At 59.3% G+C, this 16,201-nt stretch carries 14 protein-coding genes; 5 read left to right on the forward strand and 9 right to left on the reverse strand.

Annotated elements, in window-relative coordinates; genetic code table 11:
- Nucleotides 1–30: 30 nt before the first annotated feature.
- From AK829_RS04305 to AK829_RS04315, 3 genes are all read right to left on the reverse strand, one after another.
- Complete coding sequence (locus tag AK829_RS04305; protein WP_232305781.1) at nt 31–795, reverse strand: hypothetical protein; 765 nt, start codon at nt 793–795, stop codon at nt 31–33.
- Between the two features lie 133 nt (nt 796–928).
- Complete coding sequence (locus AK829_RS04310; RefSeq protein ID WP_332307939.1) at nt 929–2,737, reverse strand: GmrSD restriction endonuclease domain-containing protein; 1,809 nt, start codon at nt 2,735–2,737, stop codon at nt 929–931.
- Nucleotides 2,721–3,644, reverse strand: a complete 924-nt coding sequence (locus AK829_RS04315; RefSeq protein ID WP_052204577.1) for a cation diffusion facilitator family transporter — start codon at nt 3,642–3,644, stop codon at nt 2,721–2,723. Before AK829_RS04315 ends, AK829_RS04310 begins: the two co-directional genes overlap by 17 nt.
- Before the next feature lie 254 nt (nt 3,645–3,898).
- Here AK829_RS04315 and AK829_RS04320 point away from each other — a divergent pair, with 254 nt between their 5' ends.
- Complete coding sequence (locus tag AK829_RS04320) at nt 3,899–4,387, forward strand: hypothetical protein (RefSeq protein ID WP_052204579.1); 489 nt, start codon at nt 3,899–3,901, stop codon at nt 4,385–4,387.
- A 346-nt stretch (nt 4,388–4,733) separates the two neighbouring features.
- Here the strand turns inward: AK829_RS04320 and ilvC are convergent, their stop codons facing one another.
- From ilvC to AK829_RS04335, 3 genes are all read right to left on the reverse strand, one after another.
- On the reverse strand, nt 4,734–5,747 hold the full coding sequence (gene ilvC / locus AK829_RS04325; RefSeq protein ID WP_052204581.1) for a ketol-acid reductoisomerase: 1,014 nt from the start codon (nt 5,745–5,747) through the stop codon (nt 4,734–4,736).
- Between the two features lie 90 nt (nt 5,748–5,837).
- Nucleotides 5,838–6,365: an acetolactate synthase small subunit gene (ilvN, locus tag AK829_RS04330; RefSeq protein WP_052204583.1), complete on the reverse strand. Its 528-nt coding sequence runs from the start codon at nt 6,363–6,365 to the stop codon at nt 5,838–5,840.
- Nucleotides 6,365–8,239 (reverse strand): acetolactate synthase large subunit, encoded by a 1,875-nt coding sequence (locus AK829_RS04335; protein WP_052204585.1) that lies wholly within the window; start codon nt 8,237–8,239, stop codon nt 6,365–6,367. Before AK829_RS04335 ends, ilvN begins: the two co-directional genes overlap by 1 nt.
- A 236-nt stretch (nt 8,240–8,475) precedes the next feature.
- Between AK829_RS04335 and AK829_RS04340 the strand changes: the two genes are divergently transcribed.
- Nucleotides 8,476–9,006: a PH domain-containing protein gene (locus AK829_RS04340; protein ID WP_052204587.1), complete on the forward strand. Its 531-nt coding sequence runs from the start codon at nt 8,476–8,478 to the stop codon at nt 9,004–9,006.
- Between the two features lie 12 nt (nt 9,007–9,018).
- The gene (gene ilvD / locus AK829_RS04345) at nt 9,019–10,857 is read left to right on the forward strand and encodes a dihydroxy-acid dehydratase (RefSeq protein WP_052204589.1); all 1,839 of its coding nucleotides are present in this window, start codon (nt 9,019–9,021) and stop codon (nt 10,855–10,857) included.
- 37 nt (nt 10,858–10,894) lie between these two features.
- On the opposite strand, the gene AK829_RS04350 is transcribed toward ilvD, so the two are convergent.
- Both AK829_RS04350 and AK829_RS04355 read right to left on the reverse strand, forming a co-directional pair.
- Nucleotides 10,895–11,683 carry a DoxX family protein gene (locus tag AK829_RS04350; protein WP_052204591.1) on the reverse strand — a complete coding sequence of 263 codons (789 nt, stop codon included), beginning with the start codon at nt 11,681–11,683 and terminating at the stop codon, nt 10,895–10,897.
- Between the two features lie 65 nt (nt 11,684–11,748).
- Nucleotides 11,749–12,222 carry a GNAT family N-acetyltransferase gene (locus tag AK829_RS04355; protein ID WP_052204594.1) on the reverse strand — a complete coding sequence of 158 codons (474 nt, stop codon included), beginning with the start codon at nt 12,220–12,222 and terminating at the stop codon, nt 11,749–11,751.
- Between the two features lie 42 nt (nt 12,223–12,264).
- Here AK829_RS04355 and AK829_RS04360 point away from each other — a divergent pair, with 42 nt between their 5' ends.
- Both AK829_RS04360 and AK829_RS04365 read left to right on the forward strand, forming a co-directional pair.
- Nucleotides 12,265–12,732 carry a MarR family winged helix-turn-helix transcriptional regulator gene (locus AK829_RS04360; RefSeq protein WP_052204596.1) on the forward strand — a complete coding sequence of 156 codons (468 nt, stop codon included), beginning with the start codon at nt 12,265–12,267 and terminating at the stop codon, nt 12,730–12,732.
- A 418-nt stretch (nt 12,733–13,150) separates the two neighbouring features.
- Nucleotides 13,151–14,554, forward strand: a complete 1,404-nt coding sequence (locus AK829_RS04365) for a YkvI family membrane protein (RefSeq protein WP_052204597.1) — start codon at nt 13,151–13,153, stop codon at nt 14,552–14,554.
- Nucleotides 14,555–14,675: 121 nt separating this feature from the next.
- On the opposite strand, the gene gatB is transcribed toward AK829_RS04365, so the two are convergent.
- Nucleotides 14,676–16,178 carry an Asp-tRNA(Asn)/Glu-tRNA(Gln) amidotransferase subunit GatB gene (gatB, locus tag AK829_RS04370; RefSeq protein WP_052204599.1) on the reverse strand — a complete coding sequence of 501 codons (1,503 nt, stop codon included), beginning with the start codon at nt 16,176–16,178 and terminating at the stop codon, nt 14,676–14,678.
- Nucleotides 16,179–16,201: the final 23 nt, after the last annotated feature.

The raw sequence follows: 16,201 nt of genomic DNA on the forward strand, positions 1-16,201 counted from the left end.
TGAGTGGAATCGAATATTTCCCTGCATACCTTAGTGCTGCAAGCGTGACATGTCAGCATTTTTGGATAAATAAAATTCTTCCGCCTGCATAATCTTCGTTGAAAGCTGGCGTTCATCACCAAACTGCGCCCCCAACGCCACCAATGGCGCTTGCGACAGTCCTGCCATGGCAAACAGCGCCTGCTCCGAATTTCGCGGGTCAGGATCATCAACCATGGTCACATCCGCGCCAAAACTGCGCGCATTCGCAATAGACGCAATGGAGCTTTCTGCCGTAGCGACAACGACCGGCGCCATTTGTGCGTCCCTACGCGACAAGATCGGAAACGGCCTCGCCTCCGCCTGCGGCATCACCTTTGGATCTGCCCACGCCGCGCGCAGCCACACCGGGTCCTGCGGGTCAATGCTAGCTACGGCCACCGCCGCGTCTTCAGGACGTTCCACTTCACGCTGCGCAAATCGCAGCGCCGTCATCGTGCCAAGCGCATCCATGCCGCCCGGGTCGCGATAGACCCGCACCCGCCCAGAGGTTTGCGCCAGCGCCACATCCCCCACCGTCAACACCGTGTAGGTGCGAAGGCGTTCCACCTCTTGGGCAATCTCCTGATGGCGTTCCGGGTCATACACAATCATCGGCGCGTGCGCGACAATCGCAATCGAAGCCGCCCGCAGCTGCGCCTCAACGGTTGCGTCACTCACCACCAGGGTTTCAGAGCTAGTGAAGAAATATTGGAGACTGCTCATCCCCTTCACATCATCAAGCACTACAGGGTGCTCATCAAAACGCTCAGCCACGTGGCGCGATTCATTGACCGCTTTTGCACGCGCAAACGGATCCGCGGGCAAGGAATTGCTGCAGCCGCTGAGCAACCATGCCGACGCTAATGCCGGTACCAATGCAGCAGCGACAATGCGCCTGCCCCTGGTCCTACTCCCCATGATCAGTTGCGACGGCCTCCTGCGTGGTATCACGAATCACCGGCTTATCCATGGCGTATTCGATCATGCCCACAAAACGGTTGCGGCGATCAGCCTCAAACGCCTCCCAGTTCGACGCAAGCAGATACTGCGGGCACATCTCGTGGCCATCGATTACTGCGTCAAACTCAGCATCATCAAGCAGGGACTTTGACTGCAGACGCGGCAAGTAACGGCGCGGCTCATTGTTCTCAATCACCACGTCCGTGCGCCGCCCCATGGGTGTGCGGTTGAGCACACTTTCCGACGCTTGCACGTCCACCCCCATCCGCTGCAAATACACCGGTGGGAACACGGTGTGGAAGCGCGGACGCAACTCAGCAACCGTCTCCTCATCAAAGGCCTTGCCAGTGCGCCAATCACGAGCGCCTCGTGCCATCAGCAGCGCAAACAGGCCTCGGTACACGCCGCTATCCTCATTAGCGCTCAGCAAGCGGGACTCACGGAACTCCGCATCGGCAACGGTGCGCGGCTCCACCTCCGTCTCCCCTAGCACCCACGGGGTAACTTCCTGAACATCCAAGCCCGCGCGGATTGTCGGCGCGTGCGCACCGTAAAGCTCGCCGAAGACGCCGGACCAGAACCAGCGGTTGAGCCGATCCCGAGCCTGCTCTCCTTCCAACACACCCGGATGCTCCGCAAGGCGCGCCAGAATTGTTGCCAGCGGCACCAGCTGTGAGGCATACGGCACCTGGTCACTGCCCAGGATGCAACGCTGCGTCAAAAACGCCGCCGCCTTCACAAAGGCCGCCGTCATCTCATCTACGTGCGCCAGGTAATCCTGCAACGAAATGGTCAAGATGTCGCCGCGGTGCCCGGTGGCGTGACCATTGCGGCTGGTAATTAAAAGCGCTAGTGCCCGGAAAAATTCGATGCGTCCAATCTCGTCCAGTGCCGGGTGCTCGCGCAGTGTTCGTTCGACCTTGGCCCAGTGATCAGCCAAAACAAAACTGGGATCCTCGTTTGCAAACATTGCCGTCAACAACTCAAAGACGTCCATCTGCACGCCCGCCGAGTTCGCATGGGCAAAGATTTGGCCCACACCCACCCGTGACGTGGAACGGTCCACGCGGATCACCGGCACGTCATACGCCGGCAGCCAACGCAACACCTCATTTTGGAACAGCTTGACCGGCTCGCGCAGCTCCTCATTGGCAGCCATGTCCACCAACAGGTCATTGGCCTGCTTCCACATCAACAGCGACACCGGGATAACTCCATGGCGCAGCATATCCTCGCGGCTTGTAATCCCGCCTTCAATCTCAGGGCCGAAGTGCGAGCGCACACGCCCCTCCGTATCAACCGCGAAGACAGCCTCAACAGGCATTGGGTCAGAAGCGACAGCCGCGCGAACGTCCACAAAGAAGCGACGCTGGATCGACTCTCCCCGGTAATCCACTGTCGGGATGACACCTTCACGCTTAAACGCGTGGTAGAGGGAAGTCAGCCTCTGCTGCCCGTCTAAAAGCAAAAGCCCCGGTTCAACGCTGCCGACATCAAGCCCAGCAAGCGGGCGCGGCTTAAAACGCACCGGCGAATTGCGCGTGTCAAGTGCCAAGAACGATCCAATTGGATAGCCACGAAGCACGGAGGTAATCAGCGTGCGAATCCGGTCAACATCCCAGATGTAATCACGCTGGAAATCCGGCAGCTGCAACTCCCCGCGCTCAGCGCGTGCGAACAGGTCAATAAGTGAGTAACTCGGCGTGGTAAAGCCCATGTCTTCTGACTTTAGATCAGTTTCAGCAAATGCTCTCATGATCAGCATGCTCGGGGCGCTCAAGCTGGATTGTGGAGTGCTCAATTCCCAGCTCTGCCAGCGCCGCCTGCGCAGCGTCGAGGGCGTGGCCGGCATCAGCACCGTCATCAAGAACCAGGTGTGCCGTAGCAATAACCGACACCCCATCCAGCGACCACAAGTGGATGTCGTGCGTTGCAATCACGCCCGGGATGGCCAACAGTGCAGGCTCAACCGCCGCCTCATCAAAACCGTCCGGCACCTGCTCCAACAGGACACGAGCCGACTGCATGAGCAACTGCACCGCACGCGGCAACACCATCGCCGCAATAATCAACGACGCAATTACGTCCGCCGCCATAAAGCCCGTAAAACGAATAACAAGGCCGGCCACAATCACCGCCACCGAGCCGAGCATGTCCACCAACACGTGCAGCAACGCGCCTTCAACGTTGATGGAATCCCCGCGGTGCCGCGACAAGATCCACGCCGAAATCGCATTCGCCAGCAAACCGATAATGGCAATGATCAGCATGGTGCCAGATTCCACTTCCGACGCCACGCGGAAGCGCTTAACCGCCTCAACCACAATGAACACCGAAATCATGATCACTGTTGCGGCGTTCACCAGTGCGGCGAGCACCTCTGCGCGGCGGTAGCCATACGTCGCGCGCCGTGATGCCGCCCTTTTGCCCGCAATCACGGCGATGACGGCAATGATCAGGCCCGCAGCGTCTGAAAGCATGTGCATCGCATCCGCGATCAAGGCCACCGAGCCGGAGACAATGCCGCCGATCAGCTCCGCAAAAAACACCGTCGACGTGATGGTAAGCGCCGCGATGAGTGCGCGCAGCGGAGTGCTTCTGTGATCGTGATCGTGGCTATGACCGTGGCTGTGACCGTGGCTATGTGCGTTATCGTGGCTCATACGACACAGCCTATCCCCGCCGCCCGCTTATTGACAATCTATTGAAAATGGCTTCCAGTATTTATTCAGGACGCTGACCAGTAAAAACCGCCGGAAACTCATTTGTGCTGCAGACTGAGACCGCTCATGGTAAGCGCTTTTTGATACCGTGGGCGGATGCTGGCTAGCTGGCTAGCTGGCACTTTGACATTTTTCCTGTCAGATGGCGCAGAATTTAGCGCTTTACATTTTTAGAACGAAGGGACTTTACGCAAATGACCACCCCAAACCCGAACCCAAACGATCCGGCGCGCAACGTTAACCCGAACGTCGACCCGACGGCAGATCCCGCAACCGAGATCATTGAGACCACCCCGCGTGCAACTGCGGGTTCCACCGCAGTCACCACCGAAGACAACAACGGTGGCGGCGGCTGGTGGAAGTGGCTCATCGGCCTGATCGCCGCCCTGCTGCTGATCTGGCTGCTGCTCAACCTCTTCAGCAACAATGACGACGCAATCCCAGCCGGCCCAGCCGTCGAAACTGAGACCACCTCCTCCTCCGTGGTCAACGAGACCACCACAGTTGAATCCGGTACCGTTACCGAGACTCCGACCGCTGCGAACGAGACCGTGACCGAGACCGTGGTTGAGGAAAGCGCCGCCGAGTCCGAGGCACCGGCCGAGTCCGAGGCTCCAGCTGAGTCTGAAGCTCCGGCCGAGTCCGAGGCTCCAGCTGAAACTGAAGCTCCGGCAACTAACTAACTTATCTGCTAGTAGGCAGCCTGGTTCATGATGGTCTGCTAGCACACAACACGAAAACGGTGCTGTGTCTACACATTCCACCTGGGGTTTTGCAAGCTGGTTTTCGTTATCTGCTAGTAGGCAGCCTGGTTCCGGGTGACCTGCTAGCAATGTCCCAAAACCCTATGGACATAACAGCAACTATCTAACGTGCCGCTCCTAGCGTTTAGCTGGGTCACTCTCCCCGACTCGCATTGGTGGGCCGGGGCTTTTTCCTCTCTGACCCCCAGATAAGACAAGCGTAAAGCCCCCGCACCACCCGAAATATCGGGGCGATCCAGGGGCTTAAAGCGCAGACTACAACGACTTACGCAGTCTCATTGAGCGGGTTCTTCACCCAGCTCATCATGTCGCGGAGCTTCTCACCGGTCTGCTCGATCGGGTGCTGCGAAACCTTTGCACGCAGGTCCTCGAGCTCCTTGTTGCCGTTCTTCACGTTGTCAACCAGGCGCTGGGTGAAGGTGCCGTCCTGGATGTCCTTCAGGATCTCGCGCATGCGGTCCTTCGCACCCTCATCAATCACGCGCGGGCCAGACAGGTAGCCGCCGAACTCTGCGGTGTCAGAGATGGAGTAGTTCATGTTGGCCAGGCCACCCTCGTAGACCAGGTCCACGATCAGCTTCATCTCGTGCAGGCACTCGAAGTATGCCATCTCCGGCTCGTAGCCAGCCTCGGTCAGCACCTCGAAGCCCTTCATGATCAGGTCTTCCAGGCCACCGCAGAGCACAGCCTGCTCACCGAAGAGGTCCGTGACCGTCTCAGCCTCGAAGGTGGTCGGGATAACGCCAGCGCGTGCGCCACCGATTGCTGCAGCGTAGGACAGAGCCAGGTCGCGGCCATTGCCCTTCGGGTCCTGCTCAACTGCGATCAGGGTCGGCACACCCTTGCCGTCAACGAAGGTGCGGCGAACCAAGTGGCCCGGGCCCTTCGGTGCAACCATGGCGACGGTGATGTTGTCTGCCGGCTCAATCAGCTTGAAGTGGATGTTCAGGCCGTGGCCGAAGAACAGCGCATCGCCGTCGTTAAGGTTCGGCTCGATGTCCTTAGTAAAGATCTCAGCCTGGGAGGTGTCCGGAGCCAGCAGCATGATGACGTCTGCCCATGCTGCCGCGTCAGCGTTGGACTTAACCTCGAAGCCTGCCTCCTTGGCCTTTGCTGCGGACTTGGAGCCCTCGCGCAGGCCGACGACAACCTCAACGCCGGACTCACGCAGGTTCTGCGCGTGGGCGTGGCCCTGGGAGCCGTAGCCGATGATCGCGACCTTCTTGCCCTGGATCAGCGACAGGTCTGCGTCATTGTCGTAAAGCACTTCGATAGCCATGAGTGATGCACTCACCTTTCCTATATGTTGGGACGGTTGTTCCATATTATGACACATCACCGCGGGCTATGTGTCCACAGCCCGCAAAAATTAATTGTTTTTCTTGGACGGAGCCAACGTCTTGGACCCACGGTTGAGCGCGACCTGGCCGGAACGAACCATTTCACGGATGCCAAAGGTTTCAATGACATCCAGGAATGCACGCAACTTCTCCGGAGTGCCCGTGGCCTCAATAACCACAGACTCCGGCGAGACATCCACCACGCGAGCACGGAAGATGTTGGCGGTCTCCACAACCTGAGCGCGCGTCTGGTTCGTCGCGTTGACCTTGACCAGAAGCAGGGAGCGGGCGATCGTCTGATCGTCCTCAAGCCGGAGCACCTTCAGCACCTGAATCAGCTTGTTCAACTGCTTGGTGATCTGCTCGATTGCATACTCGGAAGCGTCCACCACAATGGTCAGACGGTTAATACCTTCCGTCTCCGTCTTCGCAGACACCAAGGACACCAGGTTGTAACCACGGCGTGTAAACAGTGCCGTAACGCGGGTGATGATGCCGTCTACATCCAACACCAGCACGGAGAGGATATTGCGAGTGGTCTCGTCTTCGTGTGCCATTAGCGGTTCTCCTCCGTGATTTCATCGATAGCCTCATGGATTGCCGCCGGCGACTCTGCCGCGGACTCCTCCAGGTCAAAAAATGGACGCATGCCAAGCGCATACTGCATGTCAGAGTTGGACGCACCGGCCGCAATCATCGGCCACACCTGCGCGTCCTCACCAACAATGAACTCCACCACCACAGGGCGGTCATTGATCTCGCGTGCGCGCTCAATCGCCGGAATGACCTCTTCCTTCGTGGTCACGCGGATCGCCTCCGCACCCAGCGCCTCACTGAGCTTTACAAAATCCGGCACGTACTGCTCTGCATTGCCGCCAAGCTTGGTGTGGGAATACGTTCCGTCATAGAACAGGGTCTGCCACTGGCGCACCATGCCAAGATTGCCGTTGTTAATCAGCGCAACTTTGAACGGGAAGCCCTCAAGTGCGGCCGTGGTGATTTCCTGGTTGGTCATCTGGAAGCAGCCGTCACCGTCAACGGCCCACACTTCCTTCTCCGGGCAACCAGCCTTCGCCCCCAGAGCTGCCGGGATGGCGTATCCCATCGTGCCCAGGCCACCTGAGTTGAGCCAGTGACGCGGACGATCAAAGTCGATGAACTGCGCGGACCACATCTGGTGCTGACCCACGCCAGCAACATAAATGGCGTCCGTGCCGACGACCTTCGACAGCGTCTCAATCACAAACTGCGGAGAAAGCTTGCCGTCAGACTGCTCGTCATAGCCACGCGGGAAACGCTCCTTCAAATCCTCCAGGCGAGCAATCCACTGATCAATCTGTGGCGCAGCGTTACGCTTGGAGTCACGGAACGCATCCGTCAGCTGGGCCAGCACGCGTTTCGCGTCACCCACAATCGGGACATCTACCTCACGGATCTTGCCCACCTCAGCCGGGTCAATATCGGCATGGATGGTCTTTGCCAGGGGTGCGAAGGTGTCGGTGTCGCCGGTCACGCGATCGTCGAAACGCGTGCCAATAGCAATGAGCAAGTCAGACTCCTGCAGCGAGCCGACCGCCGGCACCGAGCCGTGCATACCCGGCATACCCATGTAGAGCGGGTGATGCTGCGGGAACGCACCGAGCGCCATCAAGGTGGTAACCACCGGGATGCCGGTGATCTCGGCGAACTCCAGAAGCTCCTTATGCGCCTCCGCCTTCACCACACCACCACCGATGTACAGCACCGGGCGCTTAGCCTCAGAGATCATCTTTGCGGCCTGGGAGATCTGGCGGTTGTGCGGCTTCGTATTCGGCTTATACCCCGGCAGGTCCAGCTCCGGCGGCCAGTTAAATTCCACCATCTGCGCCTGGACGTCCTTCGGGATATCCACAAGCACAGGTCCCGGGCGGCCAGTCGAGGCAATGTGGAACGCTGCGTTCAGCGTCGCCGGGATGTCCTCAACATCGGTCACCATGTAGTTGTGCTTAGTAATAGGCATGGTGATGCCGCGGATGTCTGCCTCCTGGAAGGCATCCGTACCAATCAGCGGCGAACCAACCTGGCCGGTGATCGCCACAATTGGCACGGAATCCAAATAGGCATCTGCCAGTGCAGTCACCAGGTTGGTTGCACCCGGTCCAGAGGTTGCAATACAAACACCAACCCTGCCGGAGGCCACGGCATAACCTTCAGCCGCGTGGCCTGCGCCCTGCTCATGGCGCACCAGCACGTGACGCAGCGTACGCGCGCGAGACAGCGCATCGTACAGCGGCAACACGGCACCGCCAGGAAGGCCGAACACAATGTCAACCCCAAGTTCTTCCAAACTACGAACCGTAGCGTCAGCGCCAGTCATAACCTCCGGTCCAGGCGCTGCGGCTTCGGCTGCGGGCTGCGGTGATGCTGCCACGATACAAAGCTCCTTCTTCATGTCTTATTCACGGAATTCGATCACACAAACAAAAAGCCCTCGAGCGAGCTAGAAGCTCTCGAGGGCGCTTGGTTTGCGGCTAGCTTTGAGTGCAACCCGCTTACGGCAAGCGCCGCATCGGAATTACTACTACTACAAGTCGCGTCGTGATCATGCGTTAGATAATACACAGCATTGCTTCGCATATATGCGATAGTGAGTAATTTTTTTCATACGCGTTGACTACCATGTCAGGAATGACCGATGCTCCCCGTATTTTCCGCCCCTCTAGAGAGCACGTCATCGCTATTGCAATGATGACGGGCATTGCCCTGATTGGTATTTTGTGGGCCCCCCTCAAACTGGGATGGGTCCTGATATTCCCCATCTTCGCTCTTGTGTGGATCTTCAACGCCAAGACCACGATTTCTGATTCGGGCATTTCCATCAACTACCTGTTGCGCAAGAACGTCTCGCTTGCATGGGACCAGCTCAAGGGTGTGAGTTTTAAGGGCAGCAAGGCACTTGCCACAACTGTCGACGGCCGCGAGTACCCCATGCCCGGCATCACCTTCAACACCCTGCCTGATCTGGCAGAAGCCTCCCGCGGCCGCATCGCAGATGTGATTACGCAGGCCGCCGAGTCTTCTGACGGCAAGTACGAAGTCATTGACAAAGAGGGCTATAGCGTATTGCTCGACCAGGACGAGTACGAAGAGTACTTAAAGGAGCATCCGGATATGCCCGGCCCGCGCCCCGCTGATAACCCCGCCAATAGCCAGAACTAAAGGAGTACCCCCATGATCCCCCTCCGCTCACGCGTCACCACCATCGGCCGCCAAGCAGCTGGCGCGCGCGCCCTGTGGCGTGCCACCGGCACTGAGGAAAACGAGTTTGGCAAGCCGATCGTGGCAATTGTGAACTCCTACACCCAGTTTGTGCCGGGCCACGTCCACCTGAAAAATGTCGGCGACATTGTTGCGGACGCGGTTCGTGCCGCTGGTGGTGTGCCGAAGGAGTTCAACACCATCGCCGTTGATGACGGCATTGCCATGGGGCATGCTGGCATGCTCTACTCTCTGCCCAGCCGCGAAATCATCTCGGACTCCGTGGAGTACATGTGCAACGCCCACACCGTGGATGCGATGGTGTGCATCTCAAACTGCGACAAGATCACCCCGGGCATGCTCAACGCCGCGATGCGTCTCAACATCCCGGCAGTGTTTGTCTCCGGCGGACCGATGGAGGCTGGCAAGGCCATCAACGCGGGTGATGTGGTCAAGCCGAAGTCTGACCTGATCGACGCTATCGCGCTGTCCGCGAACGACTCAGTCAGCGATGCGCAGCTCGACGACATTGCCAACAACGCCTGCCCCACCTGCGGTTCCTGCTCCGGTATGTTCACCGCCAACTCCATGAATTGCCTGACCGAGGCACTGGGCCTGTCCCTGCCCGGCAACGGCACAACGCTGGCTACCCACACCGCACGCCGCGCACTGTTTGAGCAGGCTGGTTCCAAGATCGTTGAGCTGTGCAACCGCTACTACGGCGAAGGCGACGAGTCGGTCCTGCCGCGCTCCATTGCCACCGAGCACGCGTTCCGCAACGCCATGGCGCTGGATATGGCCATGGGCGGCTCCACCAACACCATCCTGCACATCCTCGCTGCGGCGCAGGAGGGTGAGGTGGACTTTGACCTTGCCGATATTGATGAGCTCTCCCACCAGATCCCGTGCCTGTCCAAGGTGGCACCGAATGGCGACGCCCACGTGGAGGACGTCCACCGCGCCGGCGGCATCCCGGCGATCCTGGGCGAGCTGCACCGAGCGGGCCTTCTGCATGATGACGTGCACTCGGTCTCCTACAACTCCCTCGACGCCTGGCTGGGCGACTGGGATATTCGCGGCGCTTCCCCTATTCCAGAGGCCGTGGAGTTGTTCCACGCCGCTCCGGGCGGCACCCGTACGACGGAGGCGTTTAGCCAGTCCGCCCGCTGGGAGTCCCTGGACACCGACTCCGCAAACGGCGTGATCCACGACGTTGAGCACCCGATTACTTCCGACGGCGGCCTGGTCGTCCTTCGCGGCAACCTCGCACCGGACGGCGCAATTTTGAAGACCGCCGGCGTGGAGGAAGGCCTCTGGGAGTTCTCCGGTCCTGCCCGCGTTGTGGATTCTCAGGAGCAGGCAGTGTCCATGATCCTCAACCGCGAGGTCTTGGAGGGCGAGGTTGTGGTCATCCGCTACGAGGGTCCCTCCGGCGGTCCGGGCATGCAGGAGATGCTGCACCCCACGTCCTTCCTCAAGGGCGCTGGCTTGGGCAAGAAGTGCGCGCTGATTACAGACGGCCGCTTTTCCGGCGGCACCTCCGGCCTGTCCATCGGCCACATCTCCCCCGAGGCTGCACATGGCGGCCTGATCGGCCTGGTGCAAAACGGCGACATCATCGCCATCTCCGTAGCCAACCGTGAGCTGCGCCTGGTTGTAGACGATGAAGAGCTAGCCTGCCGCCGCGCCGAAATGGAGGCGTCTGACAACCCGTGGACGCCAAACCGCACCCGCCACGTATCGAAGGCACTGCGCGCATACGCAAAAATGGCGACCAGCGCCGATAAGGGCGCTGTCCGCCAAGTTGATTAACGCGGCCTAAGCCGCGGTTGACGCGGTTGACGCGGCTTTATGCCAGCGGGTTGACGCCGGCGCCGAACCACCAGATGGCGCCGGCTGCAGCCAGCCCAAGCAGGGCGCAGATCCAGGACGACGCCAACGGTCGACGCGCCCATCCCCTGCCAGTGTCCACGCTGTAGAGGCCCGGGCCGGTAAAGGTCAGGGCGAAGGTGAGGCCGAGGAGGAGGGTTGGGAGGATCACGGTGGCGTCGGTAAGCAAAAGGCCCCAACCGCCATCCGCAGCAGTCAGCGCATGCAGTGCCTCAAAGCCGGTGACTGCGACACCAACTGCCGCCGCAACCGGAGTGATCAAACCAAGAATCAGGAACACACCCGCGGCCAGCTCAAGAGTGGGCACGATAATCGCCATACCGTTACCAAACGGGTAGCTGGCATACGCGGTCTCCAGCGCGACAATGCCACCGGAGGAACCCAGGTTGAAGAACGTCGCAATCGCGCGAACCGTGAGGTAACCACCCACCAGCAGGCGAAGCAGCAGCAAGCCAAAGTCAATGGTGCCGCGGCCAACAGGTGCCGCTACGGGTTCTTCCACAACCGGGTCCGAAACAACCGTGACCTCTTCATACACCGGCTCAGCGGGAGCGATGTACTGCGGTTCACGGTCAATTGCAGCGGTCTCGCCCGTAACAGCTGCCGCAGCCGGAGTCGAGGCCGCAAAAACCTCGGTCTCTGCGGTACCCACCGGGTCCGTGCCAGGCGTGTAGGCCGGAACATCGTCGTGCGAGAAATCTTCGGGCGTTGCGTCGCGCAAATTATCGCGCTGATTATCGGTTGCCATACCCCCTAAACTATGCGAGTTTTCCTATCCAACTCTGCATGACAAACGGCGTGTTCCCAACCGGGTTAACTACCGAGCGTTTTCAGCGCCTCCGCATCTAGGCGCATAGTGGTCCACTCCCCCATGTCATGGGCACCGATGGAGCTATAGAAGCCTATCGACGGCTCGTTCCACCTCAACACCGTCCACTCCACACGCCTGTAATCATTGTCCACAGCAATCTTTGCCAGTGCTTTGAGCAAAGCAGTCCCAATGCCATTCCCGCGCGCCTGTTCACGCACGTACAGGTCCTCCAACCAGATGCCGTGACGGCCGTGCCACGTGGAGTAATTCAAAAACCACATGGCCATCCCCTGCACCTTGCCGTCGACCTCCCCGATGAGGGTGTAAACGCGCGGGTTCTCCCCAAACAGGTGGGTACGCACGTCTTCTTCAGTGGAGGTGACTTCATCCGGAGCTTTCTCGTATTCCGCAAGCTCATTGATCATTGCGAAGATCTCAGGAACGTCTGTTTCCACTGCGGGGCGAATATTCAACATGGTTCAACCATACTTTTCGCCCCCTGTATTAAAGTCACTGCCATGGAACGTTTTCATTGGCTGGAAGATCACGATGCAGACGTCTGGCGCACCCTCTGGACATTCGTTTCCTGGGTGCCCGCACGCCTGGATGAGCACCTGAAACGCCAAGAGAAAATGGGGCTGCCCGATTACATGACACTGTTGTCCATCGCCCAGGCGGAAAACCACACCACCACGATGTCTAAACTCGCCGACGCCACGATGATGTCACCTTCACGCCTGTCACACGTGATGGATCGCCTTGAGCAGCGCGGCTTTACCGAACGTAACCGCAGCGCCGAGGACCGCCGTTCTACGTTTGCCACGTTGACTGAAGACGGTGTGGAGTTTGTCGTGCGCTCCACCCCTGAAGTGATCGCCCATATCCGTGGGACCATCTTTGAGCAGGTGACCGCTAAGGAAGCCGAGCAGCTGAAGAAGATTATGGCCAAGATCATGACCAACACCCCGAAGGCACCGGGGATGTAGGTGGGCTGGGCCTGCGCTGACCTGCGCTGACCTGCGTTAATCCCACGCGTCACTTTAGCCTCATTGCAAACATTTCGATTTGTTACGGATGTGACTTCAAAACCCCAGGACACTGAAAGATTTCACATTTGTTTTCAGTGCCCGTTAACTGCCCCCCCCTTTAGCTTGCTGACCTGCGCTAATCCCACGCGTCACACCAGCCTCATTGCAACCAAGGCCGTTTGTTACGGAAGTGAAAACCACCACCTGGGTTTTTGCAAATGACCCCGGGGTCGCTTACAAAAATCCACCCGGGAACCACCCTCCAACGCCCTCCAGCTTTGTACGCTGCATGTTCCATCTGGGGGCATTTTAATTTCAAAGTGTTACCATCGGGCCCGTTTGTGACAGAACCACTTTTGGAAGGAAACACAACTTCATGCCCAAAACCTTAAAAGTAGCGCTAGCGCTTGTTGGCCTGACGGTCGGCGCCGGCTTCGCGTCAGGCCAAGAAGTCATTCAATACTTTCTCTCGTTCGGTTATTGGGGCATCGTAGGTGCGGCCATTGCGGGCGCCGCCATCGCCATCTTCAGTGGCTGGGTCTACCAGCTTGGCTCCTACTACATGGCTGATGACCACAGCGCCGTGTTCAAGAGCGTGTCGCGTCCGTGGGTGGCCAGGTACATGGACGTCACCACTATTTTTACGCTGTTCTGCATTGGCTTTGTCATGGTCGCCGGCGCGGGCGCAAACTTGCAGCAGCAGTTCGGTCTGGACACGTGGATTGGCTCGGCCATCATGGTGGTGCTGCTCCTGCTGTCGGGTTTGCTGGATATTGACAAGCTCACGGATGTGTTCTCGTTCATTACCCCGCTTTTGATCATCTGCTTGCTTGGCGCGTTTGCAATCACGTTGGCAAACATGCCGTCTGATTTCGCGCACATCAATGAGCTTGCAATGACCAACACGCAGGCTTCGGGCACGTTTGGTAACTGGTTTATTACCGCACTGAACTACGCCACGCTGGTCATGATTATGGACGCCTCCATGATGCTCGTCTTCGCCGGCTCCCACATGAACCCGGCCCAGGCGGGCAAGGGCGGCCTGCTCGGCGGCATCATGTTCGCGGTACTGCTGCTCATGCTCACGTTCATCCTGTTTGCCAACATGGAAAACGTCATGGGCGCAGATATGCCGCTGCTGATGGTCTTTGACAACATGCACCCGTCTATTGGCGTGTTCGTCTCCATCGTGATCTACCTGATGATTTACAACACTGCTGTTGGCATGTTCTACGCCATTGGTCGCCGCACTAGCCACAGCAACCCGAAGCGTTTCCGCCTGTACTACTTCTTGGCGGTGATGGTTGGTTTCGCGCTGTCCTTCATTGGCTTCGCCGATCTTGTTGGCTGGGTGTACCCGGTGCTTGGTTACCTTGGCCTGGTGCTTGGCGTGGCTATGGGTGTCGCGTGGTTCCGTGACCGCAAGAATATCCAGGATGAGACGGAGCGTCGCGAACGTCTTGCAGAGCTGGCTGAGACTCAGCTCGACCCGGCAATGGAGGATCTAACTCGTGCCGAGCGCGCTGAGGTTGATGAGCTGGCTGCGGATTCTCACGTGGACACGCAGGATCTGTGGCAGTCCGTGCAGGAGGAAGTTGCGGCTGACTTGCACGCGGATAGCTCCAGTGAATTCGATATTGCGGATACGCCTGCGCTCGACCCGGAGCACGAAGATTATGAGGGCGCGCCTGAGGCCAAGGGCGATGAGATTCACTGGGAGGCGTACGAGGAAATGTACAAAACTGGTGAGTTCCCGGCCGTAAAGCCTGAAACGAAGTAGCACTTCGCTTGTCAACGCCCAAACGCAAAACCCCTACCAACCGCGCACCCAACGGGTAACGCACTGGTAGGGGTTTTCGTCTCCTCAGCGGGAGCACTACCAAGCGGGAGTTCTCCCCCGCTTACTCGGCGAGCTTCTTGGCAATCAGCTGGTTGACCTGGCCGGGGTCGGCCTTGCCCTGCGTTGCCTTCATCACGGCGCCAACGATGGCACCGGTGACCTTCTTATTGCCTGCGCGGTACTTCTCCACGATGTCCGGGTTGGCGGCCAGGGCTTCGTCGACGGCTTTCTCGATTGCGCCGTCGTCACGCACGACCTCAAGGCCACGGGCGGCGACAACCTCGTCGACGCTGCCCTCGCCAGCAATGACACCGTCGATGGCCTGGCGGCCCAGCTTGGTGGTCAGCTTGCCTTCCTTGACCAGCTCCACCACACGTGCCACATCAGCCGGGCTGACACCAAGCGCGTCCAGGTCCTTGCCCGCCTCATTGGCCTTGCCGTTGATGTAGGAGACCCACCAGGAACGGGCCTCGTCCGGAGTGGTGCCGGCCTCAACGGTGTCCACGATCAGATCCAATGCACCAGCGTTGACAAGGTCGCGGAATTCCTTCTCCGGCAGCTGCCACTCCTCCTGAATACGGGCGCGGCGCACCCACGGAAGCTCCGGCAGGGTTGCGCGGATTTCCTCAACCCACTCCGGCTTTGCAATCACCGGCGGCAGGTCAGGATCGTTGAAGTAGCGGTAGTCGGACGCCTCTTCCTTCGGACGCCCCTTGGAGGTGGAGCCGTCCTTCTCCTGGTAGTGGCGGGTCTCCTGGACGATCTCCTCGCCGTTCTCCAGCGCGGCGGCCTGGCGCTGCATCTCAAAGCGCACGGCCTGCTCGACCGACTTCAGGGAGTTGATGTTCTTCGTTTCGGTACGGGTGCCAAACTTCTCCTGGCCGATGGGGCGAAGGGAGACGTTCGCGTCGCAACGCATGCTGCCCTGGTCCATACGAGCATCGGAGACACCAAGTGCCTTCACCAGCTCGCGCAGGGCGCCAACGTAGGCCTTGGCAACCTCGGGGGCGCGCTCGCCAGCGCCGATGATCGGCTTGGTCACAATCTCAATGAGCGGGATGCCGGCACGGTTGCAGTCCACAAGCGACGCCGTCGCGCCCGTAATACGGCCGGACGCAGAACCCAGGTGGGTCAGCTTGCCGGTGTCTTCCTCCATGTGCGCGCGCTCGATCTCAACGCGCCACTCCGTGCCGTCCTCCAGCATGACGTCCAGGTAACCGTCGTACGCAATCGGCTCGTCGTACTGGGAGATCTGGTAGTTCTTCGGCTGGTCCGGGTAGAAATAGTTCTTGCGCGCAAACCGGGAAGACTCTGCAATCTTGCAGTTCAACGCCAGGCCGATCTTGATGGCCCACTCCACGCCCTTCGCGTTCACCACCGGCAGTGCGCCAGGAAGGCCGAGCGAAACCGGGTCAATGTTCGTGTTCGGCGCCGCACCAAAGTGTGCGGAGGCGGTGGAGAACATCTTCGTCTCAGTGGCAAGCTCGACGTGCACCTCAAGACCCATAACCGGGTCGTACTTTTCCAGTACCTCGTCGTAATCCATCAGGTCATACGCAGTCATGCCGGTCAGTCTACTGCCCCACC

It is taken from the genome of Corynebacterium riegelii, assembly GCF_001263755.1.
In the GTDB taxonomy this organism is placed as follows: domain Bacteria; phylum Actinomycetota; class Actinomycetes; order Mycobacteriales; family Mycobacteriaceae; genus Corynebacterium; species Corynebacterium riegelii.